This is a genomic window from Acinetobacter sp. GW821-FHT01C12, assembly GCF_059422625.1.
Genome location: NZ_JBWKXD010000004.1, coordinates 145,677 through 170,434 on the forward strand (window position 1 = coordinate 145,677; position 24,758 = coordinate 170,434).

A 24,758-nucleotide genomic window follows, 5' to 3' on the forward strand; every position below is an offset into this window, starting at 1 on the left:
AAACTAATTGCGTTCAGTATAGCTTCTCATGTGATGGATTGTTAGATGGGATATTGTATCTGTAAAAAATTAAGACCAAATGCAGTCGGTTTGTGTTATTTATTGGGGATAAAAAAATAATAGGAAATCAATCGTGCTTAGACTATATCGTAAGCCAAATAAGGGGTTAATAGGAGTAGATATTAGTTCTACTACTGTAAAGATTTTAGAGCTCTCTGTTAAGAACGGTCGTTACTGGGTTGAAAGTTATGGATTAAGTCCACTGCTGGATGGGAGTGTTGTTGAAAAAAACATTCTTAATCCTGAAGCAGTTGCTGATGCGTTGGAAAGGGCAGTCAATATTGGCAATCCTCAATCGCAAAATGTTGCGGTTGCTGTACCTACATCTATGGTGATTCACAAAATCATCGAAATGGATGCAGATATGTCGGATGAGGAAAGAGAAGTTCAGATTCGAATGGATGCTGAACAATATATCCCTTTCCCGTTGGATGAAGTCAGTCTAGATTTTGAAGTGTTAAAAGATAAGCTGGCAAATCCAAATCGAGTCAATGTGTTACTTGTTGCAACACGTGCAGAGAATATCGATTCTCGTGTTGAAGTTTTAGAAATCGCAGGCTTATCACCTAAAATTGCAGATGTAGAAAGTTATGCAATTGAGCGTGCTTTTGAGGTCTTTTCCGATACCTTGCCAATCGGTGTAAATCTTGTGGGTATCCTAGATATCGGCCATACCATGACTACTTTGTCTGTGATGCAAAATGGCAAGATCATTTATACCCGAGAGCAAGTTTTTGGTGGCAAGCAGCTGACTCAAGATGTACAGAACCGTTATGGTTTGTCTTATGATGAAGCTGGTCGGGCCAAAAAAGATCGGACTTTACCTGACGATTTTGAAACAGAAGTTTTAATGCCATTTTTAGAAGCAGTTGTACAACAAGCTGCTCGTTCATTACAGTTCTTCTTTTCATCCTCTCAGTTTAACGAGATCGACCATATTTTATTGGCGGGTGGTAATGCCAATATTCCTGGTTTGGCAAAATTATTACAACAAAAACTCGGTTATCGCGTCACGATTGCAAATCCTTTTTTACAGATGGGGTTTTCGCCACAAATTGACTTAAAAAAAATAGAAAATGATGCACCTTCATTAATGGTTGCATGTGGTTTAGCTTTGAGGAGTTTTGATTAATGGCAAAGATTAACTTACTCCCTTGGCGTGATGAGCTAAGAGAACAGAAGAAGAAGCAATTCGTTGCGATATGTGTTGGGGTTGCACTGATTGGCTTGGTGACAGTGTTATTGGCGTGGTTCTATTTTGATCATAAGTTAGAAGATCAGGAGCAAGCCAATCAATTGGTGACCAGTACCAATCAAAATTTAGATACGCAATTAAAAACTTTAGATGGTTTACAAGAACGTCGTAATGCCATTATTGAACGTATGAAACTGATCCAAGGCTTACAAGGTCAGCGTCCTGTGATTGTTCGCCTCGTTGATGAGTTGGTTCGAATTGTCCCTGCACAAATGTACATCACAAAATTTAGTCGTGTGGGTGATAAATTTACCATTGAGGGGAAAGCTGAAAGTCCAAATACAGTTGCTGAATTGTTGCGTGGATTAGAGGCGTCTGAATGGTATCGAAATGCATTTATGAATTCATTCTTAGCTGCAGATGAAAATAAAAATAAAGGACAGACTTCAGTGATTCCTCGTGTAGAAGAATCATATGGAAGTTTTGTGGTGACTGTAGATTTAGGTGAAATAGCATCTACTGCAGATGGGGATGCGACGAAAGCTGAACAAGTTTCAGCTGCTGGGGGTGCAAAATGAGTCGTGAAGATTTTGAGCAATTAGAATCATCTGTAAATGATGCTCCAAAAAAGAACAAGATGACTGTTGAGAAGTTTTTTCAACAGTTCAATACCTTGGATATGAATAATTATGGCAGTTGGCCTTTATCCGTTAAAGTCACCTGTTGGGTATTCTTGTTTTTTGTGGTGTGTGCAATTGGTTATTTTTTAGCAATTAAACCTAAACTAGATGCAATTGATCAAGCTCGTACAGTTGAGCAAAACTTATTAACTGAGTTTAAAGAAAAAGACTCTAAATTAAGAAACTTGCAGCAATATCAAGCACAACTGCAACAAATGGAAGCAAATTTTAATCAGCAATTAGAACAACTTCCTAAAGAAACTGAAATTCCGAGTCTGGTTGAAGATATTAATGTGACAGGGGTAAGTTCGGGTTTGAAATTTAAAAATATCAAATTAGAACCAGAAGTGAAGCAGGAGTTCTTTATTGAGCAGCCAATCTCGATTGATGCAACAGGGGATTATCATTCATTTGGCAGTTTTGTAAGTAGTTTGGCTGCTTTACCACGTATTGTCACTTTGCATGATTTCACAATTACAGGAACACCTAGTCAAGACAATAAATCTGATGTGCCAGTGATTGACTATACAATTAAAGCAAAAACCTATCGTTATATTGGAGCTGATGAGCAGAAAATAAATAAATCAGCGAATGCTGCGCAGACAACAACGACACCTCAGCAAGGAGGGACGCCACAATGAACCAGCTCAGTAAAATAGTTTGTGGAATCTCGTTTGCGCTATTGCTGGTGGGGTGTGACTCTCGTATTGACGCTGTTAATCAAGAGATGGCAAATATTCGAAATCAGCAACCAATGCCGATTGAGCCTGCACCAGTATTTAATCCAGTACCAAGTTTCAATTATTCAGCTCAACAATTACGCAGCCCATTTTTGCCAAACTCATTGGCAAATGAATTGAAAATCATGTCTGGCAAGCGCGTCTACCCGAATTTTTCAAGACAACCACAGCCGCTTGAAAGCTATCCTTTAGAGTCGTTAACACTGAAAGGAAGTATGAAAGGGGCTGTTGGACAGACCGTGGGTTTGATCAAAACACCAGACGGTGAGATTGAGCGAGTTCAACTTGGCAATTACATGGGTATGAATCAGGGGCGAATTATTGAAATTACGCCGACCCGTATTGATTTATTGGAAATCGTTCCAGATGGTCGAGACGGTTATATAGAAAGACCACGGAGTCTAGTTCTAATCGGTCCAATAGATTAAAACGGAATAAAGGAATAAAAATGAAAAAGAGTTTGAAAAATATCTTTAACGGGGATGGTAAGTTTATGAATAGTCAACTTCGTCAATTTACTATGGCGGCAGTGTCAATTGCGATTATGCAGGTTGCAGCAGCGCAAACAACCATGACCAATATTGTACCGATGAAAATACCGGGGCAAGGTACAGAAATTCGTGTGATGTTTAATGGCTTACCGCCACAGCCTCAAGCCTATCAATTGGATAATCCATCTCGACTGATTTTGGATTTTGATCAGGCGAAGCAAACGATCAATCAATCATCTATTGCTGTGGCGAGTGAAGAAGCGTCGACTGTAGATATTGCGGCCGATGATCAACGTTCACGCTTAACAGTAAATTTAAAAAATAGTGGTTCTTTTACAACACGTGTTGAAGGGAATACCTTTATTTTAAAGATTAATAATGCTAATCAAGCTGCAACTTTACCGACTTATGCAGCATCTGCATCTACACAGAATAAGCAAAATCAAGGCATTGCAGATATCGGTTTCCAGCGAGGCAATGCGGGTGAGGGCCAGGTTATTGTAAATCTGTCTGGTGCAAATACCCCTGTAGATGTACAACAACAAGGCAGTAAAGTTGTTATTCGAACCTTAGGGAATAAAATTCCAGCACATTTAATTCGTCGTTTAAATGTCAATGACTTTGCAACCCCAGTTTCTTCAGTGGATGCTTATAATGACGGTTCAAATGGTGTGATTACCATTCAATCTGCGGGTAGCTATGAATATATGGCCTTCCAAGCGGAAAATAAATTGACCGTGAGTTTAAAGCGTCCTGTAGAAAATAAAGTAAATCGCCCAAGTTCAAGTCAGTCTTATACCGGTAAGAAAATCTCACTTGATTTTCAAGATATCGAAGTACGCCGTGTGCTACAGCTACTTGCTGATTTTACCAGTATTAATATGGTGGCTGCAGATTCAGTTCAAGGTAATATCACTTTACGTTTAAAAGATGTACCTTGGGATCAGGCCTTAGATATCATTTTAAAAACCAAGAATTTGGACAAACGCCGTAATGGAAGTGTGATTTGGATTGCGCCTGTCACCGAGTTGATTAAAGCTGAAGAAGATGAAGCTAAAGCAATTGCACAAAGTATTAAGTTGGCACCGATTCAAACAGAATATATACAACTCAGTTATGCAAAAGTTGCCGAGGTTCTAAAGTTACTCGAAGACTCTAGAAATCCTAAAAATGCACAGGCGAATAATACCACGAATACAGATTCTTTAGCTTTAGAAAGCCTACTCAGCTCAAGAGGAAGTGCGGTTGCAGATATACGAACAAATACATTAATTATTAACGATACGGCTAATAATATCGATAAAGTTCGAAAAATGATTGATTTACTTGATATTTCGGTAAAACAAGTCATGGTTGAAGCACGTATCGTTCGAGCGACAACAGATTTTACCAAAGAAATGGGAGTAAAGTGGGGGATCTTATCTCAAGGGATTACCAAGAATAATGACTTATTGGTTGGGGGAAGTAATCAAACACTTTGGGATTTACGTGATCCAGATGATGAAGGTAAATATACCATTGATAGGACTAATGGTAATAATTTAAACGTCGATCTTGGCGTGACGACTGCGGGTGCAAGTAAAATTGCATTTGGTTTAATTAGTCTTTCTGATTTTATGTTGGACCTAGAGTTGTCGGCTTTACAATCTGACGGCTATGGGGAGGTGATTTCAACACCAAAAGTAATGACTGCTGATAAACAAAAAGCCAAAGTTGCTTCGGGTCAACAAATTCCTTACCAGACTACATCAACAGCAGGTGGTACTGCTACAGCCACGACAGCATTTAAAGATGCTTTGCTCAGTCTGGATGTTACACCAAGTATTACCCCGGAAGGGAAAGTGCAAATGCAGTTAAATATTACCAGCGATGCACGTGGTGGTGTGGCACCGAATGGTGAAATCATTCTGAATAAAAATGAGATCAATACCAATGTGTTGGTTGATAATGGTGAAACTGTGGTGTTAGGTGGGATTTTTGAACAAGAAAATACCACGAACCAAGTCAAAGTTCCATTTTTAGGCGATATTCCATATTTAGGACGATTGTTCCGTAAGGATGCCAAAACAGAGAATAAACGAGAGTTACTAATCTTTGTGACACCAAGAATTGTTAATGACAGTCGTACCAGAAATCATTAATATACTTTCAATGAAAGCAATTCGATAGGTGACTCCTTGCCAAGCAAAGAGTTGGAAACCCTACCAAATATTTATTTGGTAGGGCCCATGGGAGCAGGAAAAACAACAGTTGGTCGGCATCTAGCGGAACTGTTAAGTCGTGAGTTTTTAGACAGCGATCATGAAATAGAAAGAAAAACTGGGGCATCTATTCCTTGGATTTTTGAAAAAGAAGGCGAGCAAGGTTTCCGTACAAGAGAAACAATCGTGATTGATGAGCTCACATCAAAAAAAAATTTAGTGGTTGCAACAGGCGGTGGTGCTGTCACTCAAGCCATGAATCGAGAATATCTCAAGCATAGGGGTATTGTGATTTATTTATATACCCCTGTAGAAATCCAATTATTACGTACACATCGAGATAAAAATCGTCCTTTATTACAAGTCGAGAATCCTGAGCAAAAGTTAAAGGATCTACTTAAAGCACGAGATCCACTATATAGAGATGTTGCACATTATATTATTGAAACCAATCAGGGTGCTGCGCGAGATTTAGCGCTGAGAATATTGCAACTGATCGTTTCAAAAGAAATTATTTAGTCAGTAAATTATCATTCATTGTTATTTGGCAGAATCATGCAAACTTTACATGTTGAACTGGGTGAACGTCGTTATCCAATCTTTATTGGTAGTCATTTGAATCCTCAATCATTACTTGAACCTTATATTCAGGGACATCAAGTGATGATTGTTACAAATACCACAGTTCAGCCTTTGTATTTGTCGCACTATGTTGACGCAATTCAACAATTGGGTAAGCAGGTTGTAACATGTGTTTTGCCTGATGGTGAGAAATATAAAGATATCCAGCACCTTAATTTGATTTTTGATGCTTTGCTTCAAGCTGGTTTTAATCGTGATTGTACGGTTTTGGCTTTAGGTGGTGGAGTGATTGGTGATATGGCTGGTTTTGCTTCAGCCTGTTTCCAACGAGGTGTATATTTTATCCAAGTTCCGACCACATTATTATCTCAAGTGGATTCAAGTGTTGGTGGAAAAACAGGAATTAATCACCCTTTAGGCAAAAATATGATTGGTGCATTTCAGCAACCTCAAGTGGTTTTGGCTGATATGGCACAACTCAAAACCTTGCCTGAACGTGAGCTTTCAGCAGGTTTGGCTGAGGTGATTAAATATGCGTTACTGGGTGATTTAGAGTTTTTAACATGGTTAGAAGAGCATATGGATGGGCTGATTGCCCAAAATCCAGAATTATTGGCTGAAGCGGTTTATCGTTCTTGTGCGCATAAAGCAAGAATTGTGGCTAATGATGAGAAAGAGCAAGGTGAACGTGCTTTATTGAATTTAGGCCATACTTTTGGTCATGCCATTGAATCGTATCTTGGTTATGGGGTGTGGTTGCATGGCGAAGCAATTGCAACGGGTATGGTGATGGCTGCTGATTTATCTCAGCGTATGGGATGGATTTCATCCGATGATCTGGAACGTACAAAAAAAATCATACAACGTGCTCAATTACCTGTAGCATGTCCTAAAATTCCGCTCGATGAATTTTTGGCATATATGTCACATGATAAAAAAGTATTAAATGGTCAACTTCGTTTAATATTGATAAAACAACTCGGCCAAGCCATCATCACTAAAGATTTTGATGTTGAGTTGATGAAACAAGCGATTCTCGCGAATCAGTTATAGAAAAGGTTAGTTCCAAATGGCAGCAATTCGTACAAATTGGCAAAATATTCGACAATATATTTGGTTGGTTGGTGGATTAATCTGTCTTTTGGTCGCACTGATTTTTTGGGCAGTGACCGACACCAAAGATCTGGTCACTGTGGTCAATCCGATTGAAGAGTCCCAAGTTCAAATTCAACCTGAAAAAGTTGCTGCGACATCGCATTTAGGCGCTTTGATGGATGAAGTACGTCCACTTGAAATGACCACACGTATTGTGACTGCGGGTAGCCATGATGCAGAATTTCGTGGTACAAAATTTTTTCAAGAAAATAAGAAAGCTTGGACCATAGAGCTATTTAAGACTTCAGATGAAGATGTCATTTTGGGCTTTTTACAGAAACAAGCGGATCGTAAAAATTTTATTTATTTCCGTTTAAGCGGTGAAGATCAAGCAGAGCAATATGTTTTAGCCTATGGTCTATTTAAAAGTGATGATCAGGCCAAGAGCCAGTTACAACAATTAAATTTAAAATTGCCTGCATCTATTCATCCTCAAGCGATCCAGTTTGAAAAATATAGTGCTTTAGTCAATGATCTGGGCTCAGATGAAATGGCAAGTGCAAATAAACTCTATCAAGTAAAATTAAAATCTGCACCTTTACCTGTAGTTGATGAAACGCTATTGGCTCAAGCAAAATCAGCATTGTCTTCTTTAACAGGTTCAGCTCCTGCAAATCAGACCACCAAAACCACAATTACCCGTCGTGATGCATCTGGCAATGTGGTAGATGTACAAAAGTCACAATCTCGTGCACAGCCTTCAAGCAACAATAAAGAAACCGGTGCTACTGCTGATAAAAAGCCAGCTGAGCATGAAGTCAGTGATCCATTTAATTAAAATTAGCTCTAAAATGAAGCAGAATTAATTATTTAATTTTATATTTGCACAAAAATGGTGCTATAAATGCCTTTATAAGACGCTTAGAATTTTAAAGAATATCTTTATTTCACTATCTTTTAGTGATTTGGTGAACAAAAATAAAATTTGGCATATTTTTTGCTTTATTGTTGCGCTAATTGAGTTGATTGTCCCTGTTTTGGAGCGAAATGATTCAGTTGGTGTGCGATTTAAGTCTGATTGAGTGCTTTATTTCAGTGCGGAAGTTGTAAAACAATCTTGCAATTAAAGTAAAAACAGACTGGTATTCGATTCTGACTCAGTGGTTTACTTGAGCTAAGAAAATACTTAAAAATCGTAATTGAGTGTTCGAATGTTTTTCGCCCTTTCATGGGCCTATGTAGAAAGAAGGGTACGCTATGCACATGCCATCGCCTAACACTGTAGCTCCCGCTCAAGGTTTATACCAACCGGATGAGTTTAAAGATAACTGTGGTTTCGGCTTGATTGCCCATATGCAGGGTGATGCGAGTCATGATTTAGTCAAGACCGCGATTCATAGTCTAAGCTGTATGACGCACCGTGGTGGTATTGCCGCAGATGGTAAGACCGGTGATGGTTGTGGCTTGCTCTTGGCTATGCCTAAAGCATTCTTCCGTGAAGAAGCAAAAAAGATCAGTGACATTACACTGAGTGAAATTTTTGCGGTCGGGACGATATTTTTAAATTTAGATCCAGCACTTGCGGCCCATGCAAAGCAAATTCTAACCCATGAAATTGAAGAAGAAGGCTGTCGTGTGATTGGTTGGCGTGTTGTTCCAACCAATAATGATGCCTTGGGTTCAATCGCAATGCAGTCTTTACCTGCATTTGAACAAATTTTTGTCAATTGTCCAATGGGTGTGACTGAGGTTGAATTTAACCGTAAGTTACTTATGGCACGTCGTCGTGCAGAACAACAATTAACAGCTGATCCCTATTTTTATGTGACCACACTGTGCTCTACAGTGATCACCTATAAAGGCTTAATGATGCCTGCATATATTGCAGAATTCTATACAGACCTTGCTGATGAACGTTTGGACTCACACATTGTTGTGTTCCATCAACGTTTCTCGACTAATACTTTACCCCGTTGGCCATTGGCACAGCCGTTCCGTTATTTGGCACATAATGGTGAGATTAACACCATTACTGCAAACCGTAACTGGGCAGTGGCACGTACACCAAAATTTGAAAATCCATTATTGCCAGGCATTACTGAACTGAGTCCAATTGTAAACCGTACAGGCTCAGACTCATCAAGTATGGACAATATGCTTGAGCTGCTTGTGGGTGGCGGGATGGATTTATTCCGTGCATTACGCATGCTTGTTCCACCAGCGTGGCAAAACGTTGAAACATTAGATGCGGATTTACGCGCGTTTTATGAATTCAACTCTAAGCATATGGAAGCTTGGGATGGCCCTGCGGGTCTAGTGATCCAAGATGGTCGTCATGCGATTTGTATGCTAGACCGTAATGGCTTGCGTCCTGCACGTTGGGTGATCACTAAGAATGGTTATATCACTTTGGCATCAGAAATTGGTGTCTGGGGTTATGAACCTGAAGATGTGATCTCTAAAGGTCGTGTAGGTCCTGGTCAAATCCTAGTGATTGATACCTTGACTGGAAAATTGCTCGATACCAAAGATGTGAGCAATCATCTGAAAAAAATGCGTCCTTACCGTGAATGGTTACGTGAAAACTCAGTTCGCTTGCAAGGTAGTCCAGAGCTTGAAGAATATTTGTGTGATCAAGGCCTAAAAGGTGATGACCTTAAAGCGGCTCAAAAAATGTTTATGGTGACATTTGAAGAGCGTGATCAACTGCTTCGTCCAATCGCTGAAAGTGGACAGGAAGCTGTCGGTTCAATGGGTGATGATACACCAATGGCGGTATTGTCTCGTCAAGTACGTCATGTGACAGATTATTTCCGTCAACAATTTGCGCAAGTGACCAATCCACCGATTGATCCATTACGTGAATCAATTGTCATGTCATTGGAAACCTGTTTTGGTCGTGAGCAAAATGTATTTGAACAAGGTCCAGAGCATGCAGATCGTTTAATTGTATCGAGCCCAGTCCTTTCAAATTCTAAAATGCATCAGATTCGTACCCTTGGTCGTAAAGGTTACGAAATTGCAGATATCGATTTGAATTATCCTGTAGCTGAAGGTCTTGAAGCTGCGATTTCACGTATTTGTGAAGAAGCTGCACAAGCGATTCGTGATGGCAAAACCTTATTGGTCATTTCAGATCGTAAAATCCGTGAAGGCTTTTTACCTGCAAATGCAGCAATGGTGACGGGTGCAATTCATCACTTCTTGATTAATGCTGGTTTACGTACCGATGCAAACATCATTGTTGAAACTGCACTTGCACGTGATGCGCATCAATTTGCCGTGATCTTAGGTTTTGGTGCAACTGCGATTTACCCTTATTTGGCTTATGATGTGATCAATGATTTGATTGCAAAAGGTGAATTATTGGGTGATCCAATTCACGCACAAGCGAATTTCCGCAAAGGTATTGATAAAGGTTTACTCAAAGTCCTCTCAAAAATGGGGATTTCAACAGTCGCATCTTATCGTGGTGGACAGTTATTTGAAGCAGTCGGCTTATCTGAAGAAGTTGTTAGTAAGTGCTTTACAGGTGTGCCAAGCCGTATTAAAGGTGCAACATTCATTGACCTTGAAAATGACTTAAAAAAACTAGCAGATATTGCTTGGAAAGCACGTAAGCCAATTGAACAAGGTGGTTTGCTCAAGTTTGTCTTTGATAAGGAATACCACGCATTTAATCCAGATGTGATCAATGCGTTGCATAAATCTGTACGTTCAGGGAATTATGCTGACTTTAAAGAATACGCTGAGTTGGTGAACACACGTCCAATTGCGACAATTCGTGACTTATTAAAACTCAAAACTGATCATTCTATTCCATTAGAAGCAGTTGAATCCGTAGAAGAAATTCTGCCACGTTTTGACTCCGCTGGCATGTCTTTAGGTGCATTGTCACCAGAGGCACATGAAGCCATTGCGATCGCAATGAATACGATTGGTGGTCGTTCGAACTCGGGTGAGGGCGGTGAAGATCCTGCACGTTATGGCACCATCCGTAACTCTAAAATTAAGCAAATTGCTTCAGGTCGTTTTGGTGTAACACCTGCATATTTAACATCTGCTGAAGTGTTACAGATCAAAGTAGCGCAAGGTGCAAAACCAGGTGAAGGCGGTCAGTTACCGGGTGGTAAAGTGAATGGCTTAATTGCGCGTTTACGTTACTCGGTTCCAGGAGTGACTTTGATTTCACCACCACCACACCATGATATTTATTCTATTGAAGATTTATCACAGCTCATCTTTGACTTAAAACAAGTCAATCCACAAGCCATGGTGTCTGTGAAGTTAGTATCAGAGCCTGGGGTTGGAACAATTGCAGCAGGTGTTGCAAAAGCCTATGCAGATTTCATTACCATTTCTGGATATGACGGCGGTACAGCGGCTTCACCTTTATCCTCTATTCATCATGCAGGTTCGCCATGGGAATTGGGGCTTTCAGAAGCGCATCAAGCACTTCGTGTCAATGACCTGCGTGGTAAAGTACGTGTACAAACTGATGGTGGCTTAAAAACAGGTCTAGATGTGGTTAAAGCCGCGATTTTAGGTGCGGAGAGCTTTGGTTTTGGTTCTACCCCAATGATCGCACTTGGATGTAAATACTTGCGTATTTGTCACTTAAATAACTGTGCAACAGGTGTGGCAACTCAGCAAGATCATTTACGTCAAGAGCATTATATTGGCGAGCCAGAAATGCTGATTAATTTCTTCCACTTTATTGCGGAAGAAACACGTGAATGGTTGGCTGCTTTAGGTGTTGCATCATTGAAAGATTTGATCGGTCGTACTGATCTACTTGAGATGTTGCCAGGTGAAACGGATAAACATGCACATTTAGATTTAAGTGCATTGTTAGAATCACACCCATCTGCGGAAGGCAAAGCGCAATATTGCCAAGTACAAGGCAATGAACCATTTGATAAAGGTATTCTTGCCGAGAAAATGGTGGCAGAAATGCTACCTGCGATTGAAGCAAGTACTGGTGGTGAGTTCCATTTTACTGTGGGGAATTGTGACCGTTCAATTGGTGCGCGTCTTTCAGGTGAAATTGCCAAACGTTATGGCAACCTCAGTATGGAAGCACATCCTGTTAAAGTGAATTTAAAAGGAACTGCGGGTCAGTCATTGGGTGTTTGGAATGCGGGTGGTTTGCATATCAGCCTTGAAGGTGATGCAAACGACTATGTGGGCAAAGGTATGGCAGGTGGTCGAGTATCGATCTTCCCACCAAAAGGTTCACCATTCCAAACTCAAGAAACGGCAATTATCGGCAATACCTGTTTGTACGGTGCGACAGGCGGTAAATTATTTGCTGCGGGTACAGCGGGTGAGCGTTTTGCTGTACGTAACTCTGGCGCGTTTGCGGTCATTGAAGGTGCAGGCGACCATTGCTGTGAATATATGACAGGCGGTATCGTGACCGTACTGGGTAAAGTTGGACACAATTTTGGTGCAGGTATGACCGGTGGTTTTGCTTATGTACTTGACTTGGATAACGACTTTGTTGATTACTACAACCACGAATTGATTGAATTAAACCGTATTTCTACAGAAGCGATGGAAGAACATCAAGAATTCTTACTTCGTATCTTAGATGAACACATTGCTGAAACAGGTAGTGCTTGGGCGTACAAGATTCGCAACGAGTTTGATTTCTATAGCCGTAAATTCTGGCTGGTGAAACCAAAAGCGGCTAATTTACAAACGCTTTTGAAAACAACTCAAGCAGATCCACAATAATTCCACTACTCAAATTTTAGGTAGGTGTGGATAACTTCGCAGATATACACAAGCGAATGAAGTTATCCACGCTCACCCACGGAGAGAGACATGGCTGAACGCCTGAATAATGACTTTCAATTTCTGGATGTAGCACGCCAAGATCCAGAGAAAAAAGATATTAATGTCCGCAAAGCAGAGTTTGTGGAAATTTATAAACCTTTTACAGCGGAAGTTGCAGCAAACCAGACCCACCGTTGTTTAGGCTGTGGTAACCCGTATTGTGAATGGAAATGTCCCGTACATAACTATATTCCAAACTGGTTAAAACTGATTGCAGAAGGACGTATTTTCCAAGCAGCTGAGCTTTGCCATCAAACCAACACTTTGCCTGAAGTATGTGGTCGGGTATGTCCGCAAGACCGTTTATGTGAGGGTGCTTGTACCCTGAATGATGGTTTTGGTGCTGTGACCATTGGTAATGCCGAAAAATATATCAACGATACTGCCTTTGCTTTGGGCTGGCGTCCAGATATGTCATCGGTAAAATGGACCAACAAAAAAGTTGCCATTATTGGTGCAGGTCCAGCAGGCTTAGGTTGTGCAGATATTTTAGTCCGTAATGGAGTAAAACCTGTTGTATTTGACAAGCGTCCTGAAATTGGTGGATTGCTTACATTTGGTATTCCAGAATTTAAAATGGAAAAAGATGTAATGAAACGCCGCCGTGAAATTTTCACAGGCATGGGTGTTGAATTCCGCTTAAATACTGAAATTGGTACAGATATCACTATCGATCAATTGCTTGCTGATTATGATGCTGTATTTATGGGTATGGGAACCTATACCTATATGAAAGGTGGCTTTGCAGGTGAAGATTTTGATGGTGTCTATGATGCACTAGATTTCTTGATTGCAAATGTTAATCGTACACAAGGCTGGGAAAAAGATCCATCTGAATACATTAGTGTTCAGGGCAAAAAAGTCATCGTTTTAGGTGGTGGTGATACTGCAATGGACTGTAACCGTACTTCAATCCGTCAGGGTGCAGAGTCAGTAACTTGTGCTTACCGTCGTGATGAAGAAAATATGCCAGGTTCACGTCGTGAAGTGAAGAATGCGCGTGAAGAAGGGGTAGACTTCCAGTTCAACCGTCAGCCAATCGAAATCGTCGGTGAAAACGGTAAAGTGACGGGTGTAAAAGTTGTGACTACCCAGCTGGGTGACCCAGATAGCCGTGGTCGTCGTAGCCCTGAACCGATTCCAGGCTCTGAAGAAGTTTTACCCGCAGATGCGGTATTGCTGGCTTTTGGTTTCCGTACCAGCCCAGCAGAATGGTTTGCAGATGCAAATATTGGGTTAGATGGTTCTGGCCGAGTCATTGCAGCTGAAAAACAACAATTCAAATTCCAAACCTCTAACCCAAAAATCTTTGCGGGCGGAGATATGGTACGTGGTTCTGATTTGGTGGTGACTGCAATCTGGGAAGGTCGTGAAGCTGCTGAAGGAATTTTAGATTATCTTGATGTTTAATTTTAGACATTAAATAACATCTATTTAAGAGCCCGCAGTCATGCGGGCTTTTTAATGCAACAAACTCAAAAAATTAATCTGAGTCAATCGTTTGCAGATAATGATTTAACTTTAAACTATGTTGTTTTGCTCGAGTTCTTATTTCAGTATGCGTATGTCCTAAAACAGTTGAAATATCATATAAGAACACGGGTTCTAAATATTCCATTCCGGTATAAAGTGCTGATTTTTGAATTGGAGATAAAAAGTCCTCCAATAATGAATGCTGTTGTTCCGTACTAAAATTCTGCTCAGGTTGACCAATGGTCATACTCAGCAAAAGCTTTTTATGTTTAAGCTTGTCTCCTTTAGAACCATAGGCAAATTGATAGGTAAATACCTGATCAAACCAAATTTTTAAAATGGCAGGTATACTGAACCAGTACATAGGACATTGTAAAATAATCAGCTCATGTCTTAATAGCGCGCTTTGTTCAGCAGTAATATCGATTTGATAATCTGGATATAAATCATGGATATGGCGAATTTCTAAATCAGTTTGAGTTCTTGATAATTCATCGACAATGGTTTTATTTGCGACAGATTCAGTAAAACTGGGATGCGCTAAAATCAGTAATGCCATCTTGGTTTTTCCAACTATAAAAATTATAGTGAATATAAATATTATAGTTTTTATGTACAATAACTATCCATTTTGATAGCTAGCAGAAAAAATGAATACTGAGCAAAACACCTGTGAAGTGACCTTTCACGATAAGACCTATCATTGTCCGATTAGTATGGTGATGGATTTAATCGGTGGGAAATGGAAAACCGTGATTCTTTATTATCTAAAGGAGGAGTCAAAACGCTTTAATCAACTTAAGCGTGATATGCCAGATATCACAGAAATGACCTTAAGTTTGCAACTTAAGCAATTGGAAAAGAATGGTTTTATTTCCAGAACCGTATTTGGTGACAAGCCTCCAGTCAAAGTGGTGTATGAATTAACTGCATTTGGTCAAACATTTATACCTGTACTGGATGCTTTATCTGCTTGGGCACATGGCTTTTCAGAGCAAAACTGATTCAAAGTGAAGGCGTTGAAAGAAGCAGTTTTAATGCTCAAATCGGCTATGGAAAGCGATGAAAAGTGCAATTTAACAATAAAATTTGCCAATCATACTAAAGCAACAGTTTGTTTTTTAATACAAAAAAGTTACTAGACGAATCATGTTTGTTTGGGTTCTATAAAACACATGCTTTTTTGTTGAATGTTTATATGACGTTGCAAGCATAAATATTTATAAATTGAGTTCTAATTTTGAATAGATCCTATGTGATTGTTTTAAAAATTAAAATACAATTCAATCTGATTGAAAAATGTCATTTAAGTCAATAAAAGCATGCTTATAAATCTCGATTTTAGGCTTTCTGTAAACGATAAAGCACTTTTTTGTGAAGATAAGAAATATATTTATTTTTAATAAGTTTAATTATATCAATAATTTATATTTTTAATTTTTTTAAGTTTTCAATTGAGCCATGTGTTTTCTTGAAAATGATATTTTAGGTCAACTGTGTGGATGATTCTGCAATATACAAATATTGAGATTGTGCCAATATAGCTTAAATTCAGACAAATGTAGGATTATCCTTATGTCAACAGTTCAAGCGACGGCAGAAAAATCATATTTAAATCGTCCTAAAGCTATTGGTATTAAAGTCCGTAAACCAAGCTTTAACCCAAAAGCAATTCGCAGACATTTTTTTGCCAATTCTCCTGTTATGTCACATTTATTGACTGCGCTTTCTTCAACATTTCCGATTGGTGAGCAGTTCTTTGTACATAGTGTGCGTAATGTACGTGACAAAATCACGGATGAAAAATTGCAAGCGCAAATTGCAGCATTTATTGGTCAAGAAGCCATGCACTCCAAAGCCCATACAGAATTCAATGATGCATGGCGCCGTGATGATTATAACTTAGACAGTTTCCAAGCATGGTTAGCGCGTCGAGATGCACTGATTAAAAGTGTACATCCTAAATTACAACTGGCTGTTACCGCAGCTTTTGAGCATTTTACTGCCTTATTGGGTGGCTATATTCTTCGTCATCCTGAAGTTTTAAGTACTCTGGATGATGATGCGGTGAAACTTTGGGTGTGGCATGCAATCGAAGAAATTGAGCATCGTGCAGTGGCATTTGATGTATATCAGGCGATTTATAAAGATGATCGTACTCGTCGTACAGTGATGCGTAATGTGACTACGGGTTTTGCAAGTTTAACGTTTTATTCGGCTACCCGTTTGTTTATGCAAGACTGGAGGAAAAGTTTACCTAAAGTGCCGCAAAATATCTTTGGGGTATATATGATTTCTAAAATGTTGATTTCATTGATTCCTGAATATTTATCTTATTACAAATCTGACTTTCATCCGGATGAAATTGATTATTCGAAGATTGTGGCGTACTGGAAAGAAAAGCTGGCAGATGATTATGGAATGGAAAGTTTCCAAGAAGAAGTGCACCTGCCGTTATATAGTTAAGACAATGCTTTAGATCAAAGGGCTAATTTATATGATTGGCTCTTTTAGTTTTCTTGCTGACGTTGATGGATACTTTCTAAAGTATCGACCATAGTGCGGGTCATTTGGTCAATTTCATAATTGAGTTTGCCACCAATTTGGATATATTTAAATGTCGTCAAACGTAAGGTTTCGGGGATTAAATCCACCGAAATTTCATTAGTTTTCCGATCCACACGATTGACCGTCAAGCTGCAACCTTGCAGTCCAATAAAGCCCTTTTTAAAGAAGTATTTGATATTGTCATCTGGAATAACGATATCAATGTGTAGCGTTTCACCAGTATGAACCACATCTTTAATGGTTGCCATACCCTCGATATGCCCAAAAATATTGTGCCCACCGTTTTCCATACCAGCTTTGATGGATCTTTCAATATTGACTTCATCACCAATTTTTAAAAATTGTAATGTGGTGAGAGAAGTGGTCAATGCTGAAACATCAAATGAGGCTATATTTGCAATAGTATCAAAACTTGTTGCGGTTAGGCATGTACCATCGATTGCAACACTGGCGCCAATAAAAACATCATTTAAAAAGCCATTTTCATTGGAAATATAAAGGGTTGTAAAATTATCACCTTGTTGGATGTTTACAACTTTTTCTAAGCCTTGAACGATACCTGTATACATCGCTGATCTCTTTTATTTAGCTGATTTTTATTGTACAGATTTCATTGAAGAGGACTAGGGTTGAATTTTAGATTTATGTTGTATAGAAGAGTCTAGAGTTATACTTATAGTTAACCCGTCAAAAAACTCAGACACAATCATATAATTTCTCTTAATCAATATTTTTAATTAAATCAATTGCATGGGAAAATAAAATTGTTTGATTATAAAAAAGTTTGCAATGCCACACCTTACATTCAAAGTTTCAATACCTTTGCGTAGGCGATGCCTCACTTTTCAGAGATGAAAAGGTGACAAAAATCTTTTGTTTAACAGGGCTCTTGCGCTGCAAACAAAGCAGTGCTTTATTTTTGCTCATATACCCCCGCCCAACGGCGACATCCATGTCGCCTCGCGGTAGAATAACTATCTATGATTCAAAAGTACAAAAAATGAATTGATAGCTAACTGTTTCTAAAAGTTAATACAAAAACATAAGCTTTATTTATGATCAATGACTTGATAAAAATCACTTGTATGAATAATTAGGTGGTTTGGCTATAGATGATTTTTTAAAAGAGAATGAATATAGCAGTAAGGTTTGCCAAAGCTTATTTTATAGGGAAAAGTTTATATAGTTTGATGATAATGTATTTCAGACAATCTAAGCTTGGTTATGGCTTAAATTGGACTAAGTCAGTATGTACCTAGACTCAGTCCAATTCAATTTAGCCAACCAACCAATCAACAATTAGTCAGAAAATGAATTAAATCTTATCTTTAAACTGTTTTATGATTTTTTGACGTTGCCATGGTAAAGGACGATTAATCGCTTCAGGTACATCACCAGAGGTTGAACGTAGACGTAAATGAATTGCCGCCTGCGCAATCAAATTTGCCGATACGGGAGCTGTAATAAAGGCAAGCAGTGTGATCAATAACTCTGCAAAACCTAAACGACTGTTAAATGCTGCGTAAATCATTCCCGCGATTAAAAAACTGCCTAAACCCAAGGTACTGGATTTGGTCGGTGCATGTAGACGCATAAATAAGTCTGGTAATTTGACCATACCTATGCCACCCACCAAAGTAAAAAACGCACCAACAATCAAGAAGAATGAAACGATGATTTCCATGACAATTTGCATATTATTTTCCATGTACTTTCTCCTTAATCAACCACATGACCCGTTGTAAAATAACGAGCCAGTGCAGCAGTTGAAACAAAGCCCAGCATTGCAACCAATAATGCGCCTTCAAACATTGAGGTACTTGCCCAATAAATGCCAAGAATGACAACTAAGCAGGTTGCATTTAAAAACAATGTATCCAATGCCAGTAATCGATCTACGATAGAAGGGCCCATCACCAAACGGACTAAACATAACAACATAGAGATGGTCACTGCGAGCAGGCTAATACCAAGTGCATAAGGTAAAATACTCATGAACGTGCTCCTCGTTGCAGGTCAAAGATTTCGATTAAAGGAACTTCATAGCGGGCTTTAATCGCTTGAATTTCTGCGTCTACATCATCACAACTTAGTGCATGAACCAAAATATCACCACGTTCTTGATCAATCCCAGCACTGACTGTACCTGGTGTGGTGGTAATGATCATCGCCAATAACGTATTGACATGTTCATGGTCGGTTTCCAAAGGAACTCGAAACCATTTCGGGGTGAGATTTTTGGTTGGGCCTAAGACTTGTTTAGCAACTTTGATATTACTGATGACGATGTCCCATAGCACCACAAAAAATAATTGAATGGCGCTTTTCCAATGAATATTGGGCGTATGAATGATAAAGGGTTGAATCAGTTTAGGAATGATTAATCCCAAACTGATTGCCACAACAAAATCAAAGCTTTCAGCACTATGGTTCAACATCAGCCAACTCATTGCCACAATCACCGACACAAAAGGATGCGGTAAAATACGAGCGAATAATGATTTATTTTGCATTTATTGCTCCATAGGCTTGAGTTGAGCATTTTCAACATGTTGTTGCTGTTCTTGTCCCTGAATTTGGCGTTGCTTAAATTCAGAGATATGTTCACCTTTTAGGGTTTCTGGGCTAATAATATAGGGAATATAGTGTGCATTTGGATCAACCATTTCACCATTGTATTTTGTTTCAGGTACATAGTGCGGATCGAAAGGTTGTACACTGATGGTTTCACCATGCCCATCCAATTTTAAAATACGCTGTTGATAAAGTGATGCATCAGAAACTTGCAGCGCAGTTTTTTCAACATAATTTAAAATTGGAGCAGCACAAACGACATAGACAATCAGTCCTGCCAATAGCAGGTAAACGCTTTTGTCATTGCGTGCAGGAGCTTGCTCAGGTAAGTCCTGATAAGCTGTATAAGCCTCTTCTTTCGGGTTGTCCTCAGGTGTCGTCGCTCGCCAAAACAGGATAAATCCGACTCGTGTAAATGCCAGAATACTTAAAAAACTCACAATCAAGATAATCGCAATAATCCAGCCTTGTGCAGCCAAGTTTGCAGTTGCCTGTAAGATTAAGACTTTGCCTAAAAAACCACTAAATGGTGGCAAACCTGCCATCATCAAAGCGATAAGAAAGAACGTCATGGCAATGACTTTGTCTTGCTTCATCTTTGGTGCGACTTTGAGATGATCTTTCATTGCACCACGTTGTGAAGTAATCCAACCACAGAGCAAATAGAACGAAGCGGCAATGATGGTACTGTGAACAAGGTAATACAATCCAGCAGCCCATGCTGGTGTGTTAAACATGGCAATGGCAACTAAAATCGTTCCGACTGAGGATAACACCATAAAGCCAACGAAGCGGCGTAAGCGTTCAGCTGCGAGTGCACCGATCACACCATATAATGATGTGATTAAACCAATTGGCAATAAGTAATTGCTAAAGATCGTTTGACCAAGCTGATCATTAAAGACGGTACCATTGACCCGTAAAATTGCATACACACCCACTTTGGTCATGATGGTGAAAATAGCAGCAACAGGTGTCGCCGCAACAGCATAGGTTTTTGGCAACCAGAAACCCACAGGTAACATGGCTGCTTTGATGCCAAATACAACAAATAGAAGCAAACCACCTGCTATAGCAAGACGATGTTGATCATGTTCCAAGGTCGGTAATAAACGACCGACATCGGCCATATTCAAACTGCCCACACTGCCATAAATCATACCTAAACCGATGAGGAATAGGGCAGAAGCCAGTAAGTTGATAGTGACGTAGTGAATACCTAATTGGAAACGGGCTTTGCCTTGACCATGTAACAGCAAGACATAAGATGCCATCAGTAATATTTCAAAGAATACAAACAGGTTAAATAAGTCACCTGTTAAGAATGCACCAGTCAGACCCATTAAAAGAAGATGGAACATGGCATGAAAATAACGCCCACGTTCATCCCATTCTTTGCTGGCAAACCACAATACAGGCGCTGCAAGTGTGTAGGTGAGAACCAGCATTAACGCCGATAAGCGATCCAGTACCAAGACAATCCCAAATGGTGCAGACCATTCAGCAAGTTGATAAACAAAGATTTTCCCGGTATTGGCTTGAATCAGGTAAGCAATCGCAGTGGCGAGTCCAAGCATAACCGAGATTAAGCTAATACCACGGCGCCAAGGTTGTCGCCAATCATGTTTTAAAGCGCCTGAACCAGGATTGCCTAATAAAATCAGCATAAAGCCTGTAAATGCAGGAATTAAAATACTCAGGATTGGAGAATGAGCATACCAAAAATCTAAAAAGCTGGTCATTATGGCTCATCCTCACGTGGGTCAAAATTACTCGGTTCCTCTTTGGTGTCTACATGGTCTGTCCCAGACTCATAACGACTGCGTAATGCCAATTGAACGATAAAAGCAGTCGTTGCAAAGCCAATGACAATTGCGGTTAGCACTAAAGCTTGAGGCAAAGGGTCAGTGACTTTGCTGGCTTGGGTTAAAATCGCAGGTGAACTGATTTGTATTCTTCCCATCGAAAACAGGAAGATATTGACTGCATAGCCAATCATGGCTAATCCAAGAACGACTGGAAAGGTACGTGCACGAAGAATCAGATAAATTCCTGAGGCAACCAATAATCCAATCGCAGATGCAATTAAAAATTCTAAACTGATCATGCATTACTCCTTGGGTACTGGACCAGACATGCTTGAATGTCTAGAGTCGCCTAAAACAGAAATGAGTAACATGGCTGCACCAACAACCGTGACGTATACGCCAAGGTCAAATCCGGCAGCAGAGGCCAGATGGAATTTGCCAAACAGCCCTGATTCCACATAAATATGTGCACTGGTAAGAAACGGACGTGCCCAGAACCATGAAGCCAGACCTGAAAGCCCAGCAATGATCAGCCCTAAACCAATCCAGATTTCGTATAAACGACCAGATTGAGCACGCAGCATTTTTTCAGCCTGATCTTGTCCAATCGCAATATATTGGATCACCAATGCCATGGAGGTAATTAAGCCTGCAATAAAGCCGCCACCTGGATAATTATGTCCTCGTAGGAAAATATACAGACTTACCACAAGTGCGATTGGCAGTACCCATGAAGCAGTCATACGGAACATCAACGGCGATGGATTGAAACGATAGCTCAGGCCTTGAGTGATCGTGGTGCCATGAGCACGCATCCCATCCATCATGCACAGCGCACCAATGGCTGCAATGCCCAATACTGCAATTTCACCAAAGGTATCGAAACCACGGAAATCAACCAGAATGACATTGACGATATTTGAGCCACCGCCTAACGGAATTGACTGCTGAACAAAGAACCATGAAATCGAATTATGATCACGTGTCATGATTAACCAAGTAATCCAACCAATACCAATACCGCCACCAATTGCAATGACTGCATCACGCCAACGACGGGTTTGGCTGGACTCATAAGGGGTTAATTGAGGAAGCAGTGATAAACTCATCAATAGCAGAACTGTTGTGACAACATCCACGGTAATTTGTGTCAGTGCTAAGTCTGGCGCAGAGAGTGTGATGAAAATCATCGTTACGACCAAACCAATTGCACCACTAATTAGAACCGCTTTGATACGTTCATGGTGGAACCACAGCATCATCCAGCAGGCGGAGAACAATAACAGCCATAACACGATTGCAGTAAAGGGTGCATGTGTGAGTTCACGTGTTCCTGTAGTTAAATTTTGGTTGATCAATGGTGTGGCAACCACGGCAATACTTAAGGCCAAAATCCACAATAAATAATTTTGTAATGAGCCCGTTTCAGTTTTTTTCTTAATTTTGCGTGAAATCAGCAGGAGATTTTTGAGAAAATCTTCAAATAATAATTTGCCTTGGAAACGACCTAAGTGTGGATCAAGATCAATTTCACGAATTCGCCCGCCTTTGGCTAAGGCGAAATAGAAAATCACACCACCAATTAAGGCAATTGCACTCATCAGTAACGGTAAATTAAAACCATGCCAGATGGCTAAATGAACCCCTTCAAAACTGGCAATTTGTGTTGATGCGCGTGTTCCGGCATTGACAATGTTTTCAACCAATAGTGCCGGAATGATCCCCACTAAAATACATAAAGTTGCCAATATGATTGCTGGAATTCGCATACCGATTGGCGGCTCATGGGCATTTTTATTGGGAACATCACGCCCCACATCACCATCAAAAAATACACCGTGTACCAGACGAACTGAGTAAGCAACCGCAAATAAACCTGCCAATGTCGCAACAATCGCTGCCAACACAACATAACCACCAGATAAGTTTGCCAATAACTCAGTAAAGAACATTTCTTTCGAGATAAAGCCATTGGTCAAAGGTACACCCGCCATACTTGCAGCGGTAATCATGGTTAATGTTGCTGTAAATGGAAGAAGTTGCCAAAGCCCACTTAACTTTCTTAAATCCCGTGTACCAGATTCATGGTCAATGATCCCAGCCAGCATAAATAATGCTGCTTTAAAGGTTGCATGATTGATAATATGGAAAACTGCAGCAGCCACGGCTAAAGGTGAGCCTATACCCAAAAGGCACATGATCAAGCCTAAATGACTGATGGTTGAATAAGCCAGTAAGCCTTTTAAATCTTCTTTAAAGATGGCAAAAAATGCCGCCATACATAAGGTCAGCAGACCAATTGTGGTGACAAGATTATGGAACAATGCCGAGCCAACAAAGATTGGCAATAAGCGTGCAACCAGAAAAATCCCTGCTTTTACCATAGTTGCTGAATGCAGATAGGCGGATACAGGGGTTGGTGCTGCCATGGCATTGGGGAGCCAGAAATGGAAGGGAAATTGCGCACTTTTAGTAAACGCACCCAATAAAATCAACAATAAAGCGGGAACAAATAAACCACTATTTTGAATTGTACTCGCCATCATGGTGAGTTGGTCAATTTGATAGGTTCCTGCGATTTGACCAATCAGAATAAAGCCACCCAGCATGGCTAAGCCACCCATACCAGTGATGGTCAGCGCCATCCGTGCACCACGTTGCGCAGCGTCGTAGTTACTCCAATAGCCCACCAGCAAGAACGATGAAATACTAGTCAATTCCCAAAAAACCAATAAAATAATTAAATTATTCGACAAAGAAATGCCCAACATTGCGGCCATAAACAGCATCAACAATGCATAGAGCTTACTCAGAGAATTTTTCGGGTTTAGATAATAATAGGCATAGATATAAATCAGTGTACCGATCCCCGTGATCAGCAATGAAAAAATTAAACTTAAAGCATCTAATCGGAAACTAAAATCAATACCAATTTGAGGTAGCCATTGCCACTGCTCTAAAACGGCTTGTCCATTTAATACTGTTTTCGCTTGAGTCAGTAGCAGGATAAAACTGCTTAAACTGACCCCGATTGCCCCTAAAGCTGTTACCCCGCGAGAGAATTGCTTCAGCCACAGAACAACGATAGTGCCAAGTATTAATGGTAAAAGAATAATAATCGGAAGCACACGCGTATCCATTGTCGTGAATAGGTCGTGAAACCTATGTGAATCTTATCTTTCAAGGATTTGAGGAATGCAAGGAACAATCCAATAACTTAAATCTTGAAAGCCGAATTAAATTAATAATTAAAAAATGAGTTGTGTTGCGCAACTTGAGAAAGCGATTAGAAAATCAATTTGCATTGAAAAATCTAATTTAAATTGATTTTTTCATCTTATTACATGAGTAGAATAACATCAATTTATTTTGTCGTTTTTTACGCAAACATTTGTAATTATACGCTTCATGTGACTTTTTGCTGCTTGAAAAGCGTGCGGTAACAATCAA

Annotated in this window: 20 protein-coding genes; 12 read left to right on the forward strand and 8 right to left on the reverse strand. The window is 39.8% G+C overall.

Annotated features, from left to right (window positions below; translation table 11 throughout):
* Nucleotides 1-133 precede the first annotated feature (133 nt).
* The 10 genes from AC07WY_RS12415 to AC07WY_RS12460 all read left to right on the forward strand — a co-directional run bounded on the left by AC07WY_RS12415 (nucleotide 134) and on the right by AC07WY_RS12460 (nucleotide 14,295).
* A complete protein-coding gene (locus AC07WY_RS12415; RefSeq protein WP_262087212.1) occupies nucleotides 134-1,192 on the forward strand; it encodes a pilus assembly protein PilM in 1,059 nt (352 codons plus the stop codon).
* Nucleotides 1,192-1,833, forward strand: a complete 642-nt coding sequence (locus tag AC07WY_RS12420) for a PilN domain-containing protein (RefSeq protein WP_494736457.1) — start codon at nucleotides 1,192-1,194, stop codon at nucleotides 1,831-1,833. The genes AC07WY_RS12415 and AC07WY_RS12420 overlap by 1 nt, the downstream gene beginning before the upstream one ends.
* Nucleotides 1,830-2,576, forward strand: coding sequence for a type IV pilus inner membrane component PilO (locus tag AC07WY_RS12425; RefSeq protein WP_151801310.1), 747 nt, complete (start codon nucleotides 1,830-1,832; stop codon nucleotides 2,574-2,576). Before AC07WY_RS12420 ends, AC07WY_RS12425 begins: the two co-directional genes overlap by 4 nt.
* Nucleotides 2,573-3,103 carry a pilus assembly protein PilP gene (locus tag AC07WY_RS12430; protein WP_262087210.1) on the forward strand — a complete coding sequence of 177 codons (531 nt, stop codon included), beginning with the start codon at nucleotides 2,573-2,575 and terminating at the stop codon, nucleotides 3,101-3,103. The genes AC07WY_RS12425 and AC07WY_RS12430 overlap by 4 nt, the downstream gene beginning before the upstream one ends.
* A 20-nt stretch (nucleotides 3,104-3,123) precedes the next feature.
* Complete coding sequence (locus AC07WY_RS12435) at nucleotides 3,124-5,307, forward strand: type IV pilus secretin PilQ (protein WP_494736458.1); 2,184 nt, start codon at nucleotides 3,124-3,126, stop codon at nucleotides 5,305-5,307.
* A gap of 36 nt (nucleotides 5,308-5,343) precedes the next feature.
* The gene (gene aroK, locus AC07WY_RS12440; RefSeq protein ID WP_004725433.1) at nucleotides 5,344-5,886 is read left to right on the forward strand and encodes a shikimate kinase AroK; all 543 of its coding nucleotides are present in this window, start codon (nucleotides 5,344-5,346) and stop codon (nucleotides 5,884-5,886) included.
* Nucleotides 5,887-5,922: 36 nt separating this feature from the next.
* Complete coding sequence (gene aroB, locus AC07WY_RS12445) at nucleotides 5,923-7,002, forward strand: 3-dehydroquinate synthase (RefSeq protein WP_494736459.1); 1,080 nt, start codon at nucleotides 5,923-5,925, stop codon at nucleotides 7,000-7,002.
* A 16-nt stretch (nucleotides 7,003-7,018) separates the two neighbouring features.
* The gene (locus AC07WY_RS12450; protein ID WP_262087203.1) at nucleotides 7,019-7,882 is read left to right on the forward strand and encodes a hypothetical protein; all 864 of its coding nucleotides are present in this window, start codon (nucleotides 7,019-7,021) and stop codon (nucleotides 7,880-7,882) included.
* Nucleotides 7,883-8,307: 425 nt separating this feature from the next.
* Nucleotides 8,308-12,783 carry a glutamate synthase large subunit gene (gltB, locus tag AC07WY_RS12455; RefSeq protein ID WP_239044765.1) on the forward strand — a complete coding sequence of 1,492 codons (4,476 nt, stop codon included), beginning with the start codon at nucleotides 8,308-8,310 and terminating at the stop codon, nucleotides 12,781-12,783.
* A 90-nt stretch (nucleotides 12,784-12,873) separates the two neighbouring features.
* Nucleotides 12,874-14,295 carry an FAD-dependent oxidoreductase gene (locus AC07WY_RS12460; protein ID WP_262087201.1) on the forward strand — a complete coding sequence of 474 codons (1,422 nt, stop codon included), beginning with the start codon at nucleotides 12,874-12,876 and terminating at the stop codon, nucleotides 14,293-14,295.
* Nucleotides 14,296-14,368: 73 nt separating this feature from the next.
* Here the strand turns inward: AC07WY_RS12460 and AC07WY_RS12465 are convergent, their stop codons facing one another.
* Nucleotides 14,369-14,917 (reverse strand): NAD(P)H-dependent oxidoreductase, encoded by a 549-nt coding sequence (locus AC07WY_RS12465; protein ID WP_262087199.1) that lies wholly within the window; start codon nucleotides 14,915-14,917, stop codon nucleotides 14,369-14,371.
* Between the two features lie 91 nt (nucleotides 14,918-15,008).
* On the opposite strand from AC07WY_RS12465, the gene AC07WY_RS12470 reads away from it, so the two are divergent.
* A complete protein-coding gene (locus AC07WY_RS12470) occupies nucleotides 15,009-15,362 on the forward strand; it encodes a winged helix-turn-helix transcriptional regulator (protein ID WP_056517466.1) in 354 nt (117 codons plus the stop codon).
* Nucleotides 15,363-15,933: 571 nt separating this feature from the next.
* Entirely contained in the window at nucleotides 15,934-16,824 is an 891-nt protein-coding gene (locus AC07WY_RS12475) for a metal-dependent hydrolase (RefSeq protein WP_004725446.1), read from the forward strand.
* Nucleotides 16,825-16,868: 44 nt separating this feature from the next.
* On the opposite strand, the gene AC07WY_RS12480 is transcribed toward AC07WY_RS12475, so the two are convergent.
* From AC07WY_RS12480 to AC07WY_RS12510, 7 genes are all read right to left on the reverse strand, one after another.
* Nucleotides 16,869-17,495 (reverse strand): riboflavin synthase subunit alpha, encoded by a 627-nt coding sequence (locus AC07WY_RS12480; RefSeq protein ID WP_262087197.1) that lies wholly within the window; start codon nucleotides 17,493-17,495, stop codon nucleotides 16,869-16,871.
* A 746-nt stretch (nucleotides 17,496-18,241) separates the two neighbouring features.
* A complete protein-coding gene (locus tag AC07WY_RS12485) occupies nucleotides 18,242-18,622 on the reverse strand; it encodes a Na+/H+ antiporter subunit G (RefSeq protein WP_034615073.1) in 381 nt (126 codons plus the stop codon).
* 23 nt (nucleotides 18,623-18,645) lie between these two features.
* The gene (locus AC07WY_RS12490; protein WP_494736460.1) at nucleotides 18,646-18,921 is read right to left on the reverse strand and encodes a monovalent cation/H+ antiporter subunit F; all 276 of its coding nucleotides are present in this window, start codon (nucleotides 18,919-18,921) and stop codon (nucleotides 18,646-18,648) included.
* Nucleotides 18,918-19,439 (reverse strand): Na+/H+ antiporter subunit E, encoded by a 522-nt coding sequence (locus AC07WY_RS12495; RefSeq protein WP_004816689.1) that lies wholly within the window; start codon nucleotides 19,437-19,439, stop codon nucleotides 18,918-18,920. The genes AC07WY_RS12490 and AC07WY_RS12495 overlap by 4 nt, the downstream gene beginning before the upstream one ends.
* Nucleotides 19,440-21,242 (reverse strand): monovalent cation/H+ antiporter subunit D, encoded by a 1,803-nt coding sequence (locus AC07WY_RS12500; RefSeq protein WP_262087194.1) that lies wholly within the window; start codon nucleotides 21,240-21,242, stop codon nucleotides 19,440-19,442.
* Nucleotides 21,242-21,607: a Na+/H+ antiporter subunit C gene (locus AC07WY_RS12505; RefSeq protein ID WP_004725457.1), complete on the reverse strand. Its 366-nt coding sequence runs from the start codon at nucleotides 21,605-21,607 to the stop codon at nucleotides 21,242-21,244. The genes AC07WY_RS12500 and AC07WY_RS12505 overlap by 1 nt, the downstream gene beginning before the upstream one ends.
* 3 nt (nucleotides 21,608-21,610) lie before the next feature.
* Nucleotides 21,611-24,448, reverse strand: coding sequence for a monovalent cation/H+ antiporter subunit A (locus AC07WY_RS12510; RefSeq protein ID WP_419336045.1), 2,838 nt, complete (start codon nucleotides 24,446-24,448; stop codon nucleotides 21,611-21,613).
* Nucleotides 24,449-24,758: the final 310 nt, after the last annotated feature.

Excerpts from the sequence above, each read along its gene's own strand:
- AC07WY_RS12460 (WP_262087201.1), top strand. The coding sequence starts at position 12,874 with ATGGCTGAACGCCTGAATAATGACTTTCAATTTCTGGATGTAGCACGC.
- AC07WY_RS12430 (WP_262087210.1), top strand. The coding sequence starts at position 2,573 with ATGAACCAGCTCAGTAAAATAGTTTGTGGAATCTCGTTTGCGCTATTG.
- AC07WY_RS12450 (WP_262087203.1), top strand. The coding sequence starts at position 7,019 with ATGGCAGCAATTCGTACAAATTGGCAAAATATTCGACAATATATTTGG.
- gltB (WP_239044765.1), top strand. The coding sequence starts at position 8,308 with ATGCCATCGCCTAACACTGTAGCTCCCGCTCAAGGTTTATACCAACCG.
- AC07WY_RS12485 (WP_034615073.1), bottom strand. The coding sequence starts at position 18,622 with ATGCAAATTGTCATGGAAATCATCGTTTCATTCTTCTTGATTGTTGGT.
- AC07WY_RS12490 (WP_494736460.1), bottom strand. The coding sequence starts at position 18,921 with ATGAGTATTTTACCTTATGCACTTGGTATTAGCCTGCTCGCAGTGACC.
- AC07WY_RS12425 (WP_151801310.1), top strand. The coding sequence starts at position 1,830 with ATGAGTCGTGAAGATTTTGAGCAATTAGAATCATCTGTAAATGATGCT.
- AC07WY_RS12470 (WP_056517466.1), top strand. The coding sequence starts at position 15,009 with ATGAATACTGAGCAAAACACCTGTGAAGTGACCTTTCACGATAAGACC.
- AC07WY_RS12480 (WP_262087197.1), bottom strand. The coding sequence starts at position 17,495 with ATGTATACAGGTATCGTTCAAGGCTTAGAAAAAGTTGTAAACATCCAA.
- AC07WY_RS12495 (WP_004816689.1), bottom strand. The coding sequence starts at position 19,439 with ATGCAAAATAAATCATTATTCGCTCGTATTTTACCGCATCCTTTTGTG.
- AC07WY_RS12465 (WP_262087199.1), bottom strand. The coding sequence starts at position 14,917 with ATGGCATTACTGATTTTAGCGCATCCCAGTTTTACTGAATCTGTCGCA.
- AC07WY_RS12475 (WP_004725446.1), top strand. The coding sequence starts at position 15,934 with ATGTCAACAGTTCAAGCGACGGCAGAAAAATCATATTTAAATCGTCCT.
- AC07WY_RS12420 (WP_494736457.1), top strand. The coding sequence starts at position 1,192 with ATGGCAAAGATTAACTTACTCCCTTGGCGTGATGAGCTAAGAGAACAG.
- AC07WY_RS12510 (WP_419336045.1), bottom strand. The coding sequence starts at position 24,448 with ATGGATACGCGTGTGCTTCCGATTATTATTCTTTTACCATTAATACTT.
- AC07WY_RS12435 (WP_494736458.1), top strand. The coding sequence starts at position 3,124 with ATGAAAAAGAGTTTGAAAAATATCTTTAACGGGGATGGTAAGTTTATG.
- aroB (WP_494736459.1), top strand. The coding sequence starts at position 5,923 with ATGCAAACTTTACATGTTGAACTGGGTGAACGTCGTTATCCAATCTTT.
- AC07WY_RS12505 (WP_004725457.1), bottom strand. The coding sequence starts at position 21,607 with ATGATCAGTTTAGAATTTTTAATTGCATCTGCGATTGGATTATTGGTT.
- AC07WY_RS12500 (WP_262087194.1), bottom strand. The coding sequence starts at position 21,242 with ATGACCAGCTTTTTAGATTTTTGGTATGCTCATTCTCCAATCCTGAGT.